This window comes from Sorangium sp. So ce1014 (genome assembly GCF_051521505.1).
Lineage (GTDB): Bacteria > Myxococcota_A > Polyangia > Polyangiales > Polyangiaceae > Sorangium.
In genome coordinates this window covers 10,325,410-10,342,677 of sequence record NZ_CP150356.1, presented here as the reverse complement: position 1 = coordinate 10,342,677, position 17,268 = coordinate 10,325,410, and the positions used below count along the sequence as shown (strand labels likewise).

Sequence of the window (17,268 nt, the reverse complement as noted above, 5' to 3'; positions counted from 1 at the left end):
GGCGCTCACTTCACCGTCTTCAGGTAAGCGATGAGCGCATCCACTTCTCTGTCCTTGAGGAGCCCCTTGAACGACGGCATCACCGGCGGGTAGCCGCGCACGACCTGGCCGGCCGGGTTGAAGACGCTCTCGCGGAAATAGTTCTCGTCCGCGATGACCTTGGAGCCGTCCACGAGCTCCTCCTCGCGGCCGAACAGCCCCTTGAGCGACGGGCCCTGGAGGCGCGTGCCGTCGAGCGAGTGGCAGGTCGCGCAGCTCCGCTTGGCGAAGAGCGTCTTGCCGAGCTCCTCGGGCGGGAGGTCGCTGTTGTTGTTGCCCTCGAGCCACTTCTCGAACTCCGACGGCTCCAGCACCTTGACCGTCGCCATCATGTCGGAGTGGCCGGAGCCGCAGTACTCGGTGCACAGGACCACCGTCTCGCGCGTCTCCGTCGCCTCGAACCACACCGACGTGTACGAGCCCGGGACCATGTCCTGCTTCACGCGGAACTCCGGGATGTAGAAGCTGTGGAGGATGTCCTTCGAGCTCAGGATCAGCCGCACCGGGCGACCCCGCGGCACGGCGAGCTCGTTCACGGTCGTCGTCCCGTCGGGGTAGGTGAACGTCCACAGGTACATCTCGCCCGTGACGTTGATCTCGTAGGACTCGGCCGGCGCGACGGAGGCGTGCACGTAGCCGCGCATGCCCACGAAGAAGAGCACGATCAGGATGCCGAGCGGGATCACCGTCCACGCGACCTCGACGGCCGCGCTGTGGTCGATGGGGCTCGTCTTGTCGTGCTCGCTGCGCCGCCGGTACTTGACGGCGAACAGCACGACCGCCCCGAGGACCAGGAAGAAGAAGACGACGGAGACCCAGTAGGCCGCGTCCCAGCCGGCGTCGATCCGCTCCGCGAGCGTCGAGCCCTGGCGGGGCAGCCAGAATGAGCCGAGTTCGATCGGGTTATTCATCACCATAGTTGTGGCTCCGCCACCTTGTGTCTTAGGAAGCCTCGTTTACGCGCGCCCTCGTGCGGGTGCGTTCAGTCCGCCAGAAGCGCATGAGCCAGAGCCCGATCAGCACGACGGTGAAGGCGCCGGACGCCATCATCAGCCGCTTCGTCGCCAGGACGTAACCTCGGGCGTTGGGATCGTAATGGAAACAGAACAGCAGCACCCGATCCCAGGCGCTCCCGACCAGCCCGCTGCCCGCTTCGCGCAGCGCGAGGCTGAAGTTCTTCTGCGGGAAGGAGATGCCGTACAGGGTACGCGATAGGCGCCCGTCCGGCGTGAAGACAAACGCGCCCGCAGCGTGCGCGTACTGCTTCGTCGTCTCGTCCCATCGGTAGCCGAAGCCCACGGTGTTGGCGAGCGTGCGCACCGACGCCTCGTCGCCGACAAGGAACTCGAAGCCGTCGCCGAGGATCGGCCTGCCGTAGGCCTCGATATAGTTCGCCCGCTTCTTGCGCGCGGCGTCGGGCGTATCGCGGGGATCGAAGCTCACGACGAGGGTGCGGTACTCCTTGCCCGCGCTCCAGTCGCTCTCCTTCATGGCCTGGAGCACGCCGTTGAGGACCAGCGAGCAGAGCATCGGGCACTCGAAGTAACCGAGCACCAGGACGAGGGGCTTGTCGCCCGTCGCGTACCGGCCGAGCTCGACCTCTTGCCCCGACTGATCGCGGAGCCGGAGCTCGCGCGGGAGCATGGCTCCCGGCCGCTCCTCGATGTCGACGCCGACGAGCTCTGTTGGAATGGTCGTGTCCGCCGCCCGCGCGCTCCGCGCCGGGGTGACCGTGGCCACCACGAGCGCGAGCACAGCGAGCAAGGCGGACAGCGGGCGAGACATCACTGCACCGGAGCGGACGGCGCCGGGCTGGCGGGCTTGGGCGCCGCGCCTCCAGGCTGCGCGGGCTGGGCGGGCTTGGGCGCCGCGCCTCCGGATTGCGCGGGCTGGGCGGGCTTGGCCGCGTCGGCAGGCTTGGCCGCGTCGGCGGGCTTGGCCGCGTCGGCGGGCTTGGCCGCGTCGGCAGGCTTGGCCGCGTCGGCGGGCTTGGCCGCGTCGGCGGGCTTGGCCGCGTCGGCGGGCTTGGCCGCGTCCTTGTCGCCCGGCTTCGCTGCGTCCTTGGGCGGCTGGCCGCCCTCGGCGCCCGGGGGCGCGGCCTCGCTTGCCTTCGTGTTGCTCTCCTCGGGCTGCGCGGCCTGCTCGGGCGTGGTCGCAGCGGGAACGGCCGCGCTCCCCACGCGCTTCTCCTGGTAGTCCTTCAGGGTGAGCGCGACGGCCTGATCGATCGGGATGCGGACGACGCCGTCCTTCTCGTTCGCCCACTGGTAGCGGCTGAGGCGCTCCTGCTCCATGGCCCGCAGGCCGCGGAGCGCGCTGCTCGGCGGCTCGAGCACCTTGCTCGAGATCTCCCGCTCCATCGTCGACTTGAAGACCTCGTTCACGAAGAGCACGGTCACAACGAGGGACGCCAGCGTGGCGATCACGATCACGAGGATGAGCGAGTTGTTCGGCCGATCCGCCTCGGCGTGCTCGGTCTCGGCGTGCTCGGTCGCAGTGTTGTCAGTCGCTTCGCTCATGGCCGGCTCCTTACGGGTTGTCGATCCGAGCCGCTTCGGCAAGGTGAGGGTCATTCAGCGGATACAGCGGGCTCTTGGCCGCTTGAAGCGAGAGCACCCAGGCTCCCACGCCCAGCGGGCCGAGCAAGCCGGCGAGGTCGATCCAGCTCAGGTGCGCGCCGTGGTGGTCCATGTTCGGCATGATCAGCCAGTAGAGGTCGACGTAGTGCATCACGAGGAGGAGCACCGACGCCGCCCCGAGGACCAGCGGGCTCCGCTTGGCGTGCCGGGACAGGAGGACGAGGAACGGCACGACGAAGTGCCCGAACAAGAGGGCCAGGCTCACGACCTTCCACGAACCCTCCCAGCGGTGAAGATAGAAGATCGTCTCCTCCGGGATGTTGGCGTACCAGATGAGCAGGAACTGCGAGAACGCGATGTAGGCCCAGAAGATCGTGAAGCCGAAGAGCAGCTTGCCAATGTCGTGCTGGCGCTCGACGTTGCTCACCTTGCGCAAGAGCCCCGCCTTGTGGAGCGCGATCGTGATCAGCGCGAGCGCCGAGAGGGAGCTCGTGGCCGCGCCGGCGAACACGTAGACGCCGAAGATCGTCGAGTACCAGTGCGGGTCGATGCTCATCAGCCAGTCGAACGACGCGAACGAGATCGTCAGGGCAAAGACGATCACGGCCGGGGCGCTCCCGGCCCGCATCTTCGCCGTGGGGCGGAAATCGGCGCTCTCGTCCTGCGCGCGGGAGGTCTTGATGAACCACAGCGACAGGGCCGCCCACGCCGCGAGGAACACCCCGGCGCGGATGTAGAAGAAGGTCGGGTTCAGGTACGGCGCCTTCTGCTGGAGCAGGTGGTCGTTCGCGGCCTGGGGCCCCATCCAGTGATGGTAGATGTCGTGGGCGAGCACCGCGACCGGGAGGAACAGCACGGCGCACGCGGGCAGGACGCCGCTCATCCACTCCATGTGACGGCGCGCGGCCGCCGACCAGCGCGCGCGCGTCAGGTGCTGGATGATCACGAAGAACAGGGCGCCGAGCCCGATCGTCACGACCCAGGTGAAGCCGGTGAGGTACGAGAACGCGAAACGCTTCGTGTCGACGACCGCCGCCAGCGCCGAGAGCGCCACGCCGGCGATGGCGAGCACCATGCTCCTCGAGACGAGCCGCTTCGCGACCGCCCGATCGAGGACCTTCGTGTCCTCGGCCAGAGCACTTCCGTGAGACTTCATGGAGTTCCGCTCTCCTTCGCGATGTTGCCCCGCTGGGTCTCCGGGACGTCGTCGATGCGCCCGTGCTGGCTGCGCTGCAGCACGCGCACCCACGTGACGATCGCCCACCGGTCCCGGGCCGGGATCTGCTTCCGATAAGACGGCATGTTCCGGACGCCGTTCGAGATGACGTGGAAGATCTCGCCGTCGGGCAGGCCGCGCGCCCTTTCGGACGCGAGGTCGATGGGCGGCGGGTACCCGCGCTTCACCACCATGCCCTGCCCGCTGCCGGCCTGGTCATGGCAGGGCGCGCAGTAGATGTTGAACCGATCCTGGCCGCGCCGGACCACCGTCTCGTCGACGGTGACAGGCGCCATCGCCAGGAACGTCTCGCCGTCCTTGCCGGTGCGGTAGGCGTCGCTCTCGTCGAGCGCCCCCTGGTGCACCGTGCCCTGCACGAGGGGCCGCATCGACCGGCCGTCGGGGAACAGGCGGTTGCCCTCCTCGGGCTGGAACTTGGGCTGCCAGTCCATGTCCCCGAAGACGTGGATCGGCGGGTCGCTGCTCGCCTGTCCGCGGCAGCCTGCCAGGACGACGAGGAGGGGAATACACCAGCGTTTCACGAGGAGACCTCCCTGATGCCCTGCGCGCCTGCGCGCTGGAGGAGGTTGCGCGTCTCCGTGGCATCGAACTTCGGGTCGCTCACCTCGACGCTGATGAAGAAGGCGTCGTCGGTCGCGCGCGGAAATGAGGGGTGCGTCATGGTGGGGTGGAAGAAGGACGGCAGACGCCCGAGCGCGAAGAGCCCGAAGAAGCACGTGAGCGCCGCGACGAGGACCGTGAGCTCGAAGAAGATCGGGATGAAGGCCTGGTACGAGAAGGCCGGCTTGCCGCTGATGATGAGCGGGTAGTCGTAGAGCTGCGTGTACCAGGCGAGCAGGATGCCGCCGCCGAGCCCCGCCGCCCCGCCGCCGAGCACGAGCCACGGCAGCGGCGACGCCTTGAGCCCCATCGCCTTCTCCAGCCCGTGCACGGCGAACGGCGTGTGCGCATCGAAGCGGCTGTACCCGGCGTCCCGGAGCGTCTCGCACGCGTGATAGATGTCCTTCGGGGTCGTGAAGTAGCCCATCAGCGCGAACGGGGACGACGCCGCGGCCGCCTCCTCCTCGGCCCGGTGCTCCAGCTTGCGCTCGATCGCGAGCGCCGCTTTCCCGTGCGGCCCCTCCTCGTGGGGCTTGTCGTATTCCGCCTCGTCCTCGGGCACGAAGCCCTGCGGCTTGTCGTCGGCCGGGCCTTCGCGATCGGAGTCCTTGAGCCCTCCTGCCTCCTCGGTCGAGGCAGGCTCCCCGGAGCGCTTCCGGCTCGGAGAATCGCTGTCACGCTGCATGATGAGCCTCGTCGTTGCTGTGCGAGCCGTGAGGATCGGCCGCCGCCGTGATCGCCTTCACCTCGCTGAGCGCGACCATCGGGAGGTAGCGGACGAACAGCAGGAAGAGGGTGAAGAAGAGGCCGAACGAACCGAAGAACGTCGACATATCCCAGATGCTCGGGCGGAAGTAGGTCCAGCTGGACGGGAGGAAGTCGCGGTGGAGGCTCGTCACGATGATGACGAAGCGCTCGAACCACATCCCGATGTTGACCAGGATCGAGATCACGAACATCGCGGGGATGCTGGTGCGCACCTTCTTGAACCAGAAGAGCTGCGGGAAGATGACGTTGCAGCTCACCATGGTCCAGTAGGCCCACGAGTACGGGCCGAGGATGCGGTTCGCGAAGGCGAACCGCTCGTAGCCGTTGCCGCTGTACCACGCGATGAAGAGCTCCATCGCGTACGCGTAGCCGACCATGGTGCCGGTCGCGACGATCACCTTGTTCATGTTCTCGAGGTGCCGGGTGGTGATGAGGCCCTCGAGGCCGAACGCCTTGCGCGCGAACACCATCAGCGTGACGACCATCGCGAACCCGCTGAAGATGGCGCCGGCGACGAAGTACGGCGGGAAGATGGTGGTGTGCCAGCCGGGCACGATCGAGACGGCGAAGTCGAACGACACGATCGTGTGCACGCTGAGCACGAGCGGCGTCGAGAGCCCGGCGAAGATCAGGTAGGCGCGCTCGTAATGGAGCCAGTGGCGGTGCGAGCCGCGCCACCCGAGGCAGAGGATCCCGAAGACGATCTGCTTCGTCCGGCTCGTGGCCCGGTCGCGGATCGTGGCGAGATCGGGGATGAGCCCGACGAACCAGAAGAGGGCCGAGACCGTCGCGTAGGTCGAGACGGCGAAGACGTCCCAGAGCAGGGGGCTCTTGAAGTTCGGCCAGATGCTCATCTGGTTCGGGATCGGGAACAGCCAGTGGGCGAACCAGATCCGGCCCAGGTGGGCCACCGGGTAGATGGCGGCGCACGCGACGGCGAAGATCGTCATCGCCTCCGCCGCTCGGTTGATGCTCGTCCTCCACTTCTGGCGGAAGAGGAAGAGGATGGCGCTGATGAGCGTGCCGGCGTGGCCGATGCCGACCCAGAACACGAAGCCGGTGATGTCCCACGCCCAGTTGACCGTGGTGTTCAGCCCCCAGATGCCGATGCCCTTCCCGACGAGGTGGACGAGCGAGCCGCCGAGGACGAGCAGGAGGCTGATGGCGAGGCAGAACAGGATGAGCCACCCCGAGGGCGGCTTGGTGAGGACGATCCCCGAGATCTTGTCGGTGAGCGAACGGAAGTCGTCCTTCCCCTGCACGAGCGGCGCCTCGTCCAAGAGGGCGGCGCGGTCGGAGACCCGGGGGGGGTCGACCTGGAGAGGTGCTGTGGCGCTCATGCGTCGGCGAGCTCCGGGTTCTTGTTGCGGATCTTGGCGAGGTAGGTGACCCGCGGCTTTGTGTTGATCTCGTCCAGCATCCTGTAACCGCGCGGGCTCGCGGACGTCACGGACACCTGGCTCGTCTGGTCGTTGAGGTCGCCGAAGGCGATGGCCTGCGTCGGGCAAGCGCCCTGGCACGCGGTCACGACCTCGCCGTCCTTGACGTGCTCCCGTCCCTCTTTCTTGGCCTCGATCTTGGCGCTGTTGATCCGCTGCACGCAGAAGGTGCACTTCTCCATGACGCCCCGCGATCGGACGGTGACGTTGGGGTTGAACTGCATCTTCCGCGACTCCGAGTCCGGCTGGCCGTATTCGAAGAAGTTGAAGCGACGCACCTTGTACGGGCAGTTGTTGGCGCAGTACTTCGTGCCGACGCAGCGGTTGTACGCCATGTCGTTCAGCCCCTCGGGGCTGTGGGCCGTGGCGGCGACCGGGCACACCTGCTCGCACGGCGCGTTCTCGCAGTGCTGGCAGGGGAGCGGCTGCTGGATGCTCTCGGGCTCGTTCGGGTCGGTGCCCTGGAAGTAACGATCCACCCGCAGCCAGTGCATCTCGCGCGTCTCACGCACGCCCTCGATGCCCACGACAGGGATGTTGTTCTCGGCCTGGCAGGCGATCACGCACGCGTTGCACCCGATGCAGGCGTTGAGATCGATGCTCATGCCCCAGGCGTGTCCCTGCCGGCGGTTCGGCTCCTTGAACAGGCTGAGGAGCGGCGGCACGTGGACCTGCTTCTGGGCGAACGCCGGGTCCTTCTCGAGCTCGGCGAGCGTCCCCTCGCGCGCGAGCGGGCGGCCCTCCATGACGAAGTGCTCCTGGGTGCGCGCGAGCTCCGCCACCGCGCCGGTCTTCTCCAGCGAGAAGCCGACGGCGAGCTCGAAGGCGTCGCTCTTGCGGAGCGGGGTCGTGTCGACGCCGACGCCGCGCCCGACCCGGAGCTCTGCGCGCCGGCCCTGGCCGACGCCGATGGCGACCGAGTCGTCGGCCTGCCCCGGCGCGACGACGACGGGGATCCGGACCGAGGCGCCGGCGCCCGACAGCGTCACGACGTCGCCGTCCTTGAGGCCGAGCCGCGCCGCGGTCGACGGCGAGAGGTTCGCGCCGCTGCCCCAGGTGAGCTTGGTCATCGGGTGGGGCAGCTCCTGGAGCCACCCGTTGTTCGCGAACCGCCCGTCCCACGCGTGCATGTCGGGCCGGAAGGTCACCTCCAGGCCCTCTGCCGCTGCGGGCGCGAACGCCCGCAGCGCGTCGACCGCGGCCTGCGTCGTGGCGGTCACCTGCTCGTCGGCGAGCTGGCTCCCCGCGAAGAGGCCGTCGTGCAGCGCGCGGCGGAGGTCCTGCTCGGTGCGCTTCGCGCCCTCGGCGTTCAGCCAGGTCGCCCTCACCAGGTCGTAGGCGGTCCGCGAGCCGCCGAGCAGCAGCTCGATGATCTCGGCGTCGGTCCTGCCGCCGAAGAGCGGCGCGATGAGCGGCTGCGCGATGCTGGCCGTCCCGTCCTCCGCCCGGACGTCGCTCCACGACTCCAGCGGGTGGGCGCGGTTCAGGTGCCAGCGGGAGCGCTCGCTCGTCTCGTCGACGTGCGTCGAGACGTGCACGCTCACGGGCACCTTGGCGAGCGCGTCGGCGAAGCGCGCGTCGGCGGGCGCGTCGAAGGCCGGGTTGCCGCCCAGGATGATCAGCGTCTCGACCTCGTTGCGCCCGATGGCGCCCGCGAGCTCGACGAGCGCCTCGGGGCCCTCGCGCGACTCGTCGAAGGGCGCGACGAGCCGGACGGCCCTGCCGGTGTTGTCGAGGGCGAGGTTGATGAGGTGCGCGACGGCGTGGACCTCCTTCGGCAGCGAGCGCCCCACCACGAGCGCGCCCAGGCCGCGGTTCGCCGCGAGATCGGCGGCGATGGCGGCGACGTGCCGGGTCGCCTTGGCGTCGAGACCGCCCGACTTGCCCTCGAGCGTCTTGAGCAGATCCGCGTCGAGCGCGACCCCGCGCTTGCCGAGCTCGGTCGCGAGCGCGAAGGCGAAGGCGGGGATCTTGCGGCTCTGGATCCGGAGCCGGTGATCCGCGGCCGCGCCGGTGATCGAGAAGGTGCTCTCGACGGCGTAGAGGCGGTTCATCGCCTTCGGGTCCTTGTCGACCGCGCGGCCCGCCGCGAACGCGCGCGCCTGCTTGATCGGGCTGCCGTCGGTGCCGAACAGGTCGGCGTCGAGCGCGACGATGACGCGCGCCTTCGTCAGGTCGAGCGTCGTCTCGAGCGGCTTGCCGAACGCGAGCCGCGCGCCCTCGCGCGCGGCGTCGCGGGAGAACGGCTCGTACCGGACGATGCGCGCCTCCGGCAGCGTCTTGCGGAGATCGGCGAGGCGCGCGGCCAGCGTCGGCGACCTGTGCGCCTCGGTCAGGATCGTGAGCCCCTTGCCGCTGCGGCCGCGGAGCTTGTCGCCCTCGGCGCGCAGGAACGCGGCCGCGTCGTCCCAGGACTTGGCGGCCGCGCCCTCGCGCGGCGACTTGCTGCGGTCGGGATCGTAGAGGTCGAGGACCGCGGCCTGGGTGTAGAGGGTGGTCGCGCCGAGGCTCTCGGGGTGCTTCGGGTTGCCCTCGATCTTCGTGGGGCGCCCCTCGTGGCTCTCGACGAGGACGCCGAAGGCCGTGCCCATCATCGGCAGCGCGGTCGCGAAGAACAGCGGCTGGCCGGGGATGACCTCCTCCGGGGCGCGCGAGTACGGCAGGATCTGCTCGACGGGCCGGCGGCAGCCCACGAGGCCGCCGAGGGCGAGCGACGCGCCCATGAGGCTGAGGAACGTGCGCCGCCCGACGCCCTCCGGCGGCTCGAACGCGGCCGGAGGGAACTCGCGCCCGAGCGCATCGACGAAGTCGGGCGAGCCGGCGAGCTCGCTCAAGCTGCGCCAGTAGGTTTTCCCAGAGATGTCCTGGGCGAGGGGGAGAGGAGTTCGTTTCATCGGTGGCACCCCGAGCAGTGGAGCGGCGCCTGCACCTGCCGCCCGGAGGTCGTGACCGCTGGCACACGATCGTTGTAAGGTTCCCCGGTCGCGGGGACCCCGGCGCCCGCCATGACGGCCGTCGATGGCGCCATATCCATCTTGGTGACGTCGGCGGGATTGCGGAGGTGGGGACCCGGATTGCGGTGGCAGTCCAGGCACCATCCCATGGAGAGCGGCGCGACCTGTCGGACCTTGTGCATCTGGTCGACGCGGCCGTGACAGCTCACGCAGCCGACCCCTGCAGCCAGATGGGCTGAGTGGTCGAAATAGGCATAGTCGGGCAGGTTGTGGACGCGCACCCAGGGGATGGGTTGATCGTTCGCCCAGCTCTCCTGCACGAGCAGAAGCATTTCGCTGTCCCTCCGCACCTTGGCGTGACAATTCATGCACGTCTCGGTGGGTGGAACTGCGGCGAAGCCGGATACCTCCACTGTGTTGTGGCAGTAGCGGCAGTCCATGCCGAGGTCGCCGGCGTGCAGCTTGTGCGAGTAGTCAACCGGTTGATCCGGCTGATACCCGACCTCGATATGTTTGTTGGTACCGTAGTACCAGAATCCGCCGATCACAGCGGTGCCGAGGGGCAGGACTCCGAAGAGCAGCCCGAGCGGCACCACTTTGTTGGCCCATCGTGGGAACAGGAACCGAGCCATAGGGTTGTGTGGGGCGTCGGAGGGACGCGCGGGCGCAGTTATGGCTTGCTGGCGGGGTGCGACAAGACGGCAAAGTGCCGCGTGACCGCGGCAGATTGCCGCGGTGGATAACTGAAGCCCCGTGGCGCGGCAGGTCGCCGCTGGGCGCGGCAACTTGCCGCGGCTGTCGGCGTTCGTCCTTACGATGCGCCGGTGAGCCCGGCCTGGCGCTGGAACGAAAAAAAACGGCCGAATCGTCGACGTCGGCCGAGCGCCTGGCGAGGCCCGTGCCGCGGGAGAGGGCGGGGGGCCCGTCGCGGGAGGGGCCGTCGCTGCCGCCGGGCCCGCTCTCCCGGGGGCGAGCTCAGAACACCGGGGTGAACGCGCGTGGCGCCTTTTTCTTCCTGAGGCAGCGGGTCGCCCGGCTCATGTAACAGACGGTGAGGGCTCGCCGCGGCTGGCCGCTCCGGTTCACGGCGGAGCAGTGCCAGAGGTAGTTGTGGATCAGCAGGGCCTCGCCCGCGCGCGCCGGCAGCGCGATCTTGCGGGCGTCGGCGTCGGCCGCGCGCACGAGCGCGTCCGGAACGACGCCGCCGAGCGGCGTCGCGAGCCCGCCCAGATGGCTGCCTTCCAGCACCTCCACGCAGCCGCCGCCGGCGGGGGCGTCGTCGAGCGCCGTCCAGATCTGCAGCTCGGGGGCGCGATCCAGCCCCCAGTAGCTGCCGCCGTCCTGGTGCCAGGGCAGCGTCGTCCCACCGGACGCGGCCTTGTTGAAGAGCACGGCCCGGTAGATGGAGATCTCCCCCTGGATGAGCGAGCGGGCGACCCTCTCGAAGAGCGGGTTCTCGATCCAGGCGAGGAACAGCGGGTCCTTCTCGAGCTTCTCGAGCTTCCGGTACGACGTGCTCGGCCCCTGGTAGCCCTTGCCGTAAGGCAGATCCTCGTAGCGGCCCGACGCGGCGTCGTGCTGGAAGAAGAGCCCGGGGTACGTCACGCGCCCGAGCATCAGGTCGTCCGAGCGCGCGCGGAGCGCCGCGAGCCCCGCGTCGGTCATCACGCGCCCGAGCCGGGCGGTCCCGCGGGCGGCGTAGTCGGCGAGGGGGCCCGCGAGGTCGAGCGCCCTGGCCTCGGGTAGCAGGAGATCGTCCATCGCGCGGCCGTTCATCGCGCCGTCGTTCATCGCGCCGTCGTTCATCGCGCCGTCGTTCATCGCGCGTAGCTCGCGTCGGTGCCCAGGTGGTCGCGGTAGAGCGCGTCCATGCGCCGCGCCGCCTCCGGCGAGAGCGGGCGCTGGATCGCGTCGGCGGCCGCGTCGAGGTGCTCTGCCCGCACCGGACCGACCAGGATGGAGTCGACAACCTCCCGCCCCGCGAGCCACGCATACGACAGCGAGAGCAGGCTCATCCCCTCGTCCGCCGCCACGGCCGCGTAGCTGGCCGCGAGCTCGAACATGCGCGCGCTCCAGTACCGGCGCTGGTAGAGGCGGTTGCCCTCGAAGCGCGAGCTCGCCTGCGCCGCCTCCGGCCCCGCGTGCCGCCCCGTCAGGAGCCCGCCGGCGAGCGGGTTGTACACCGCGGTGGCCACCGAGTATCGCCGCGTGAACGCGGCATACTCGAGGTCGAGCTGGCGGATCAGCGCGTTGTAGAGCACCTGCGAGACGGCGGGGCGCGCCTTCCCCTCGGCGTCGCGGCGCGCGATGATCTCCAGGATCTGCCACGAGGCGTGGTTGCTGACCCCGTAGTGCAGGATCTTCCCCTGATCGAGCAGGGCGTCGATCGCCGCGAGCGTCTCCTCGACGGGCGTCTCGGGATCCGGCGCGTGGAGATAGCAGACGTCGACGCGGTCGGTGCCGAGGCGCCCGAGGCTCTCCTCGACGGCGCGGATCACCTGCGCGCGCCCGAGGCCCTCGGCCTTGCCCCGGACCCGGCGCAGGCCGACCTTCGTGGCGATCTGCGCCTCGGCCCGGCGGCCGCGCAGCGCCCGGCCGAGGATCCGCTCGGACGCGCCGTCCTGGTAGAGGTTGGCCGTGTCGAACGCGGTGATCCCTCGCTCGAGCGCGCGGTCGACGATGCGCTCGGCCTCCTCGGGCGGCGCGCGGCCGCCGAAGTTCATCGTGCCGACGACGACGCCGGGCGGCGCGCCCGGGCGCCGCTTCTCCGTCATTCCAGCCTTCACCTCGGAGGTCACGCCACGCTCCTCACGCCCGCGCGACGAGGAGCGCGAGCACGTACACGATGAGCCACACGAGCCACAGGGTGCTCATCCGATGCCACCCCTGCCGGAAGCCGTACATCGGCGCGAGCGGCGGCACCACGAGCGCGACGAGCCCGCGCCATCGGGGCTCGCTCCGGAGCACGAGCCGCGCGGCCAGCGCGACGTGGGTGGTCACCCACGTCGCGAACGCCAGGATGAGCGTCGCGGTCGCCGCGATATCCTTCACGGGGCGCAGCGTAGCGTCGCCGGCGCGCCCCGCCCCTGGAAATCAGCGACCCCGGGCGGCGCGGCGACCTTCCCGCGCTCGGCGAGCCCCGGCTCTGTCGCGCTGCCAAATCCGGGCTAAGCTTGGGCCCGTGCCTCTGCGCGATACACCGTGTTTTCGTCCGGGTTCCTTCCTCTCCGCGCGCGCCGTCCCGCTCGCGACCCGCTGCGCGACAGCGATCGCGGGCGCCGCCCGCGCCCTCGTCGATCGCGAGGGGCGCCTCATCCCCCTGAGCCTGCTCGCCGGCGCGGCGTGCAGCGTCGCTGTCGGCCTCGGCGCGGCTCACGCGATCTCCACACCGCCCGATACGCTGCCGATCGCCGAGGTGAAGCCGGGCATGAAGGGATACGGCCTCACCGTCTTCTCCGGCACCACGCCCGAGAAGTTCGATGTCGAGATCATCTCGACGCTCCGTAATTTCCGCCCGAACCAGGACCTCATCCTCATCAAGACCCAGCACCCGCGCCTCGAGGTCGCCCGCACGGTGGCGGGGATGAGCGGCAGCCCGATCTACCTGAACGGCAAGATGATCGGCGCCTACGCGTACGGCTGGCTCTTCGGCGCCGAGGCGATCGCCGGCGTCACCCCGATCAAGTCGATGCTCGACGAGCTCGCGCGGCCGCTCCCGCGGGGGATCGCCCCGAAGGTCGGCGGCCCGCTGCCCGCGCCGGTGAGCCGCATCGGCGGCGCGCCGCCGCGCGCCGCCGCGCCGGCCCGGCTGCGCGGGGGCCGCGGCTTCGTGGGGCCGGTCGACGCCTACGATCTCGCCGGCCACGCCAGCCAGCTCGCCGCGCGCGTCGCGCCGGCGCTCGCCCCGCCCCAGTCGACGAGCCTCGCGCGCGCCTCCACGCCGGTGATGCTCGGCGGGCTCGGGGGCACGTCGCTGCGCATCGCGAGCGACCTGTTCGGCCCCATGGGGCTCGAGCCGATGCAGGCCGGCGGCGGCTCGTCGGCGAACCCGGAGCCGGGCGCGCCGACCCGGTACGTCGACGGGGGCGCGATCGGCGTCGAGCTCGTGCGCGGCGACATCTCCGCGATGGGCATCGGCACGGTCACGCGCGTGTCGGGCGACAAGCTCGTCGCGTTCGGCCACCCGATGATGAACGGCGGCGTCGCCAGCCTCCCCACCGCGATCGCCCGGGTCCACTGGATCCTCGCGAGCCAGAACCGCAGCTTCAAGATCGGCGAGGCCGTGCGGTCGGTCGGCTCGATGGTCAACGATCGGCAGGCCGCGATCGTCGTCGACAGCGCGGCCAAGGCGCCGGTCTTCCCGATGCGCGTCCAGATCGACGGCGTGGAGGGCGCCCCGCACCCGACGTGGAACGTGGAGGTCGCGCACGATCAGTTCCTCGCGCCCTCCTTCGTCTCGATGGCGCTCGGCAACGCCGTCGAGGCGACCACGGCCGAGCGGCGGGACATGACGTGGCGGGCGGTGAGCCAGCTGAGGATCGGGCGCTACGGCACGATCTCGCTCGTCGACTTCGGCGCCGGCAACGGCACCCCGCTCAGCGCCGACGACTTCGTCCGCAGCCGGCTCGTCCGGTCGATGGGGGCCCTCCTCAACAACCCGTGGGAGGACGTCTCGATCGAGCGCGTCGACTCCCGCGTGAAGGTCACCTTCGACCGCGAGGTCGTCCTGCTGCGCGGCGCGAAGGTGCTCGAGCCCGAGATCGACGCGGGCGCGCCCGCGCGCATCCGCCTGGATCTCCAGCCCCACCTGGGCCCCATGGAGTCGCGCGTCATCGAGGTGCCGATCCCGCGCGAGCTCGCCGGCAGCCAGGTCGACATCGATCTCGCGCCCGGCTACGAGGTCGAGCGCCCGATGGCGACGCCGAACAACGTCGCGGAGCTCGTGGCGATGCTGCCGAACCAGAACCACGACGCGGAGAGCGTCGTCGCGACGTTCAAGCTCCGGGAGAACGGCGCGGCGTACCGCGGCAAGGTCGCCTCGCGGCTCCCTCCGGGCGCGATGGACACGCTGCGCCCGAGCTCCGACTCCGACGCGCCCGAGACCTTCGGCGCGCACGTGCAGGTGCCGATCTCCCTCAAGCGCTTCCTGGTCGGGAAAGACACCGTGAGCGTCACGGTCCGGCCTATCCTTCGCTGAGCCGCGCCGGCGCTCCCCGCCGCCGCCTCCTCCTCCCTGACCCCCTCCTCTCTGCGACCCCATGAGCACAGATCGCTCTTCTGCCCGTTCCCCATCGTCTCGCCCTCTCGCCGTCCCTTCGCCGCGCCGGCTCCTCGCCGCCGTCCTCGCCGCCGCGGGGCTCGTGGCGCTCCCGGCCCACGCGGTCGGCACGCGCAGCTTCGAGCTCAAGTCGCTCGAGGACCTGAAGGGCGGGGATCTCACCGGGGTCAGCGTGGACTCGAACGGCACCGTGCGCGCCGGGCTGACGCTCGGCGCGACGCCGCTGCCGGACGCGACGTCCATCTGGAGCTCCGTGGTGCTGCCTGACGGCACGGTGCTGCTCGGCACGGGCAACGAGGGCAAGATCTACAGCGTCGCCGGCGGCCGGGTGACGCTCGCGGCGACGACCGGGCAGATGGCGGTCAGCGCGCTCGCGCTCGTGGAAGGCGGCGACGTCATCGCGGGGACGTTCCCCGAGGGCAAGCTCTTCCGCTTGCCGCGCGGCGCCGGCAACGGCGGTCCGGCGAAGCTCTTCGCCGAGCTCCCCGGGACCGAGGACGTGTGGGGGCTCGCCTACGACCCGAGGGCGAAGGCGCTCTATGCGGCGACCGGCTCCGAGGGCAAGCTGTTCCGCGTCGACGCCGCGGGCAAGGCCCAGGTGTACTTCGACAGCGACGAGCCGCACCTCATGTGCGTCGCGGTCGCGGACGACGGCGCCGTCTATACCGGCTCGAACGGCAAGGCGCTCCTCTACAAGCTCACGGCGCCCGGCCGCGCGACCGTGCTCCACGACTTCGACGCCGACGACGTCAAGGCCATCGCCATCGCGCCGGGCGCGAAGGGCGGCGCCATCTACGCCATCGCCAACAAGTACACCGAGGCGTTCGCCCCCCCGAAGCGCAACCGGAGCGGGCCGCCGTCGCCGCAGCCGGCGCGGTCGCCGAAGCCCGGCAAGGGCGTGCTCGTGCGCTTCGATCGGAGCGGCGTCGCGGAGAAGATGATGAGCGACGACGACACGCACTACGTCTCGCTCGGCCTCGGCGACGATTGGATGCCCTACGTCGGGACCGGCGCGGAGGGCCAGCTCTACACCGTGAGCGACAACCACGTGGCGCGGCTCGTCGCCGACACCGACGAGCGCCAGGTCGGCGCCGTCATGATGGCCGGGAGGCACAGGTTCGTCGCGACCACCGACCCCGCGGTCTTCCACGAGGTGAAGGGCGTCGGCGGCGCCTCGGCGGTGTGGACGAGCAAGGTGCTCGACGCCGGGCTGCGGGCCACGTTCGGACGCCTGACGTGGCGCTCCGACGGGGCGCTGGAGCTCGAGACCCGCAGCGGAAACACCGACGCGCCGGACAGCACCTGGAGCCCGTGGTCCCCGGCGCTCGCCGCCCCGGGGGACACGAAGAGCCCGCCGGCGCGCTTCGCGCAGATCCGCGCGCGCTTTGGCCGGGATCCCGGCGCCGTGCTCCGCGAGGTGAAGCTCTCGTTCGTCACCGACAACGCGCGCGCCGTGGTCACCTCGATCGAGGCGGCGCCGAAGGGGCAGACGAAGCCCCCTCGCACGAGCCTCCCGTCGTCGGGCGGGGAGGCGCCGAAGCCCGTGAGCTCGCTCCAGCTGACGTGGAAGGTCGACAATCCAGATCAGGACGACCTGCGCTATCGCCTCTCGTACCGCATGGAGGGCCAGTCGACCTGGCGCAGCCTGCTGAAGCCGGGCGAGAAGGTGACGCGCGCCGAGCACGTATGGGACACCACCGCCCTGCCCGAGGGCGAGTACCGCCTCCTCGTCGAGGCGAGCGACGAGCTGGCGAACCCGCCCGAGCGCACGCAGCGCCACAGCCTCGAGTCGGGCACCGTGCTCATCGACAACACGCCGCCGGTGTTCCGGGCGCTCGCGCTGCAGGGTCGCCGGCTCACGGGCGAGGTCGCCGACGGCCTCGGCCCGGTCGGGCGCGTCGAGGTCTCGATCGCCGGCCTGGAGGAGTGGCGCCCCATCTTCCCGAGCGACGGCATCTTCGACGAGCCGGTGGAGCCGTTCGAGGCGGACCTCGGCTCCATCGTGCCGCCTGGCTCGCATCTGCTCGCGGTGCGCGCCTACGACAGCGCGGGCAACGTGGTCACCCGCGACATCGAGGCGCGCTAGCCGCCGCCACCCACCGTGGCCGCCGGTCGCAACGCGCGGCGCTCGGCGCGACACGGGCGTCATGCTTGCGCCAGGAGCGCCGGCAGGCGCGGCGCACCTGCGTTCCCGCGCGCGCGCGGCGCATGCACCCTGACGTCCCAGGCCACCGGGGCATCGGTGCCCTGGAGAACACACGCCGGGACGGCACATTCTGTGGATGTCCGAGGGCGACATGATAAGCTCACTCCACTTGTTCTTTTCTCGTATTTCTGGATTGAGCTCACCCCGCACCGTTCTGCTCTGGGGTCT

14 protein-coding genes are annotated in these 17,268 nt (G+C 70.5%); 2 read left to right on the top strand and 12 right to left on the bottom strand.

From position 1 onward, the window contains the following. Window positions 1–5 precede the first annotated feature (5 nt). The 12 genes from coxB to WME75_RS39195 form a co-directional block, all read right to left on the bottom strand. Window positions 6–950, bottom strand: coding sequence for a cytochrome c oxidase subunit II (gene coxB / locus WME75_RS39250; RefSeq protein WP_437481726.1), 945 nt, complete (start codon window positions 948–950; stop codon window positions 6–8). A 31-nt stretch (window positions 951–981) separates the two neighbouring features. Continuing rightward, window positions 982–1,824 (bottom strand): SCO family protein, encoded by an 843-nt coding sequence (locus WME75_RS39245; RefSeq protein WP_437481725.1) that lies wholly within the window; start codon window positions 1,822–1,824, stop codon window positions 982–984. After that, window positions 1,824–2,558: a hypothetical protein gene (locus WME75_RS39240; protein ID WP_437481724.1), complete on the bottom strand. Its 735-nt coding sequence runs from the start codon at window positions 2,556–2,558 to the stop codon at window positions 1,824–1,826. Before WME75_RS39240 ends, WME75_RS39245 begins: the two co-directional genes overlap by 1 nt. A 10-nt stretch (window positions 2,559–2,568) precedes the next feature. Continuing rightward, window positions 2,569–3,774, bottom strand: coding sequence for a hypothetical protein (locus tag WME75_RS39235; protein ID WP_437481723.1), 1,206 nt, complete (start codon window positions 3,772–3,774; stop codon window positions 2,569–2,571). After that, the gene (locus WME75_RS39230) at window positions 3,771–4,376 is read right to left on the bottom strand and encodes a c-type cytochrome (RefSeq protein WP_437481722.1); all 606 of its coding nucleotides are present in this window, start codon (window positions 4,374–4,376) and stop codon (window positions 3,771–3,773) included. Before WME75_RS39230 ends, WME75_RS39235 begins: the two co-directional genes overlap by 4 nt. After that, window positions 4,373–5,140 carry a DUF3341 domain-containing protein gene (locus WME75_RS39225; RefSeq protein WP_437481721.1) on the bottom strand — a complete coding sequence of 256 codons (768 nt, stop codon included), beginning with the start codon at window positions 5,138–5,140 and terminating at the stop codon, window positions 4,373–4,375. Before WME75_RS39225 ends, WME75_RS39230 begins: the two co-directional genes overlap by 4 nt. Continuing rightward, the gene (gene nrfD, locus WME75_RS39220; RefSeq protein WP_437481720.1) at window positions 5,130–6,563 is read right to left on the bottom strand and encodes an NrfD/PsrC family molybdoenzyme membrane anchor subunit; all 1,434 of its coding nucleotides are present in this window, start codon (window positions 6,561–6,563) and stop codon (window positions 5,130–5,132) included. The genes WME75_RS39225 and nrfD overlap by 11 nt, the downstream gene beginning before the upstream one ends. After that, entirely contained in the window at window positions 6,560–9,556 is a 2,997-nt protein-coding gene (locus WME75_RS39215) for a TAT-variant-translocated molybdopterin oxidoreductase (protein ID WP_437481719.1), read from the bottom strand. Before WME75_RS39215 ends, nrfD begins: the two co-directional genes overlap by 4 nt. Then, window positions 9,553–10,248: a cytochrome c3 family protein gene (locus tag WME75_RS39210; RefSeq protein WP_437481718.1), complete on the bottom strand. Its 696-nt coding sequence runs from the start codon at window positions 10,246–10,248 to the stop codon at window positions 9,553–9,555. Before WME75_RS39210 ends, WME75_RS39215 begins: the two co-directional genes overlap by 4 nt. A gap of 343 nt (window positions 10,249–10,591) precedes the next feature. Then, window positions 10,592–11,377: a phytanoyl-CoA dioxygenase family protein gene (locus WME75_RS39205; RefSeq protein ID WP_437495014.1), complete on the bottom strand. Its 786-nt coding sequence runs from the start codon at window positions 11,375–11,377 to the stop codon at window positions 10,592–10,594. Window positions 11,378–11,433: 56 nt separating this feature from the next. Continuing rightward, window positions 11,434–12,414 carry an aldo/keto reductase gene (locus WME75_RS39200; protein ID WP_437481717.1) on the bottom strand — a complete coding sequence of 327 codons (981 nt, stop codon included), beginning with the start codon at window positions 12,412–12,414 and terminating at the stop codon, window positions 11,434–11,436. 10 nt (window positions 12,415–12,424) lie between these two features. Then, entirely contained in the window at window positions 12,425–12,667 is a 243-nt protein-coding gene (locus WME75_RS39195) for a hypothetical protein (protein WP_437481716.1), read from the bottom strand. Window positions 12,668–12,797: 130 nt separating this feature from the next. On the opposite strand from WME75_RS39195, the gene WME75_RS39190 reads away from it, so the two are divergent. Further along, window positions 12,798–14,813: a SpoIVB peptidase S55 domain-containing protein gene (locus WME75_RS39190; RefSeq protein ID WP_437481715.1), complete on the top strand. Its 2,016-nt coding sequence runs from the start codon at window positions 12,798–12,800 to the stop codon at window positions 14,811–14,813. Between the two features lie 61 nt (window positions 14,814–14,874). Beyond that, window positions 14,875–16,980, top strand: a complete 2,106-nt coding sequence (locus tag WME75_RS39185; RefSeq protein ID WP_437481714.1) for a hypothetical protein — start codon at window positions 14,875–14,877, stop codon at window positions 16,978–16,980. Window positions 16,981–17,268 lie beyond the last annotated feature (288 nt).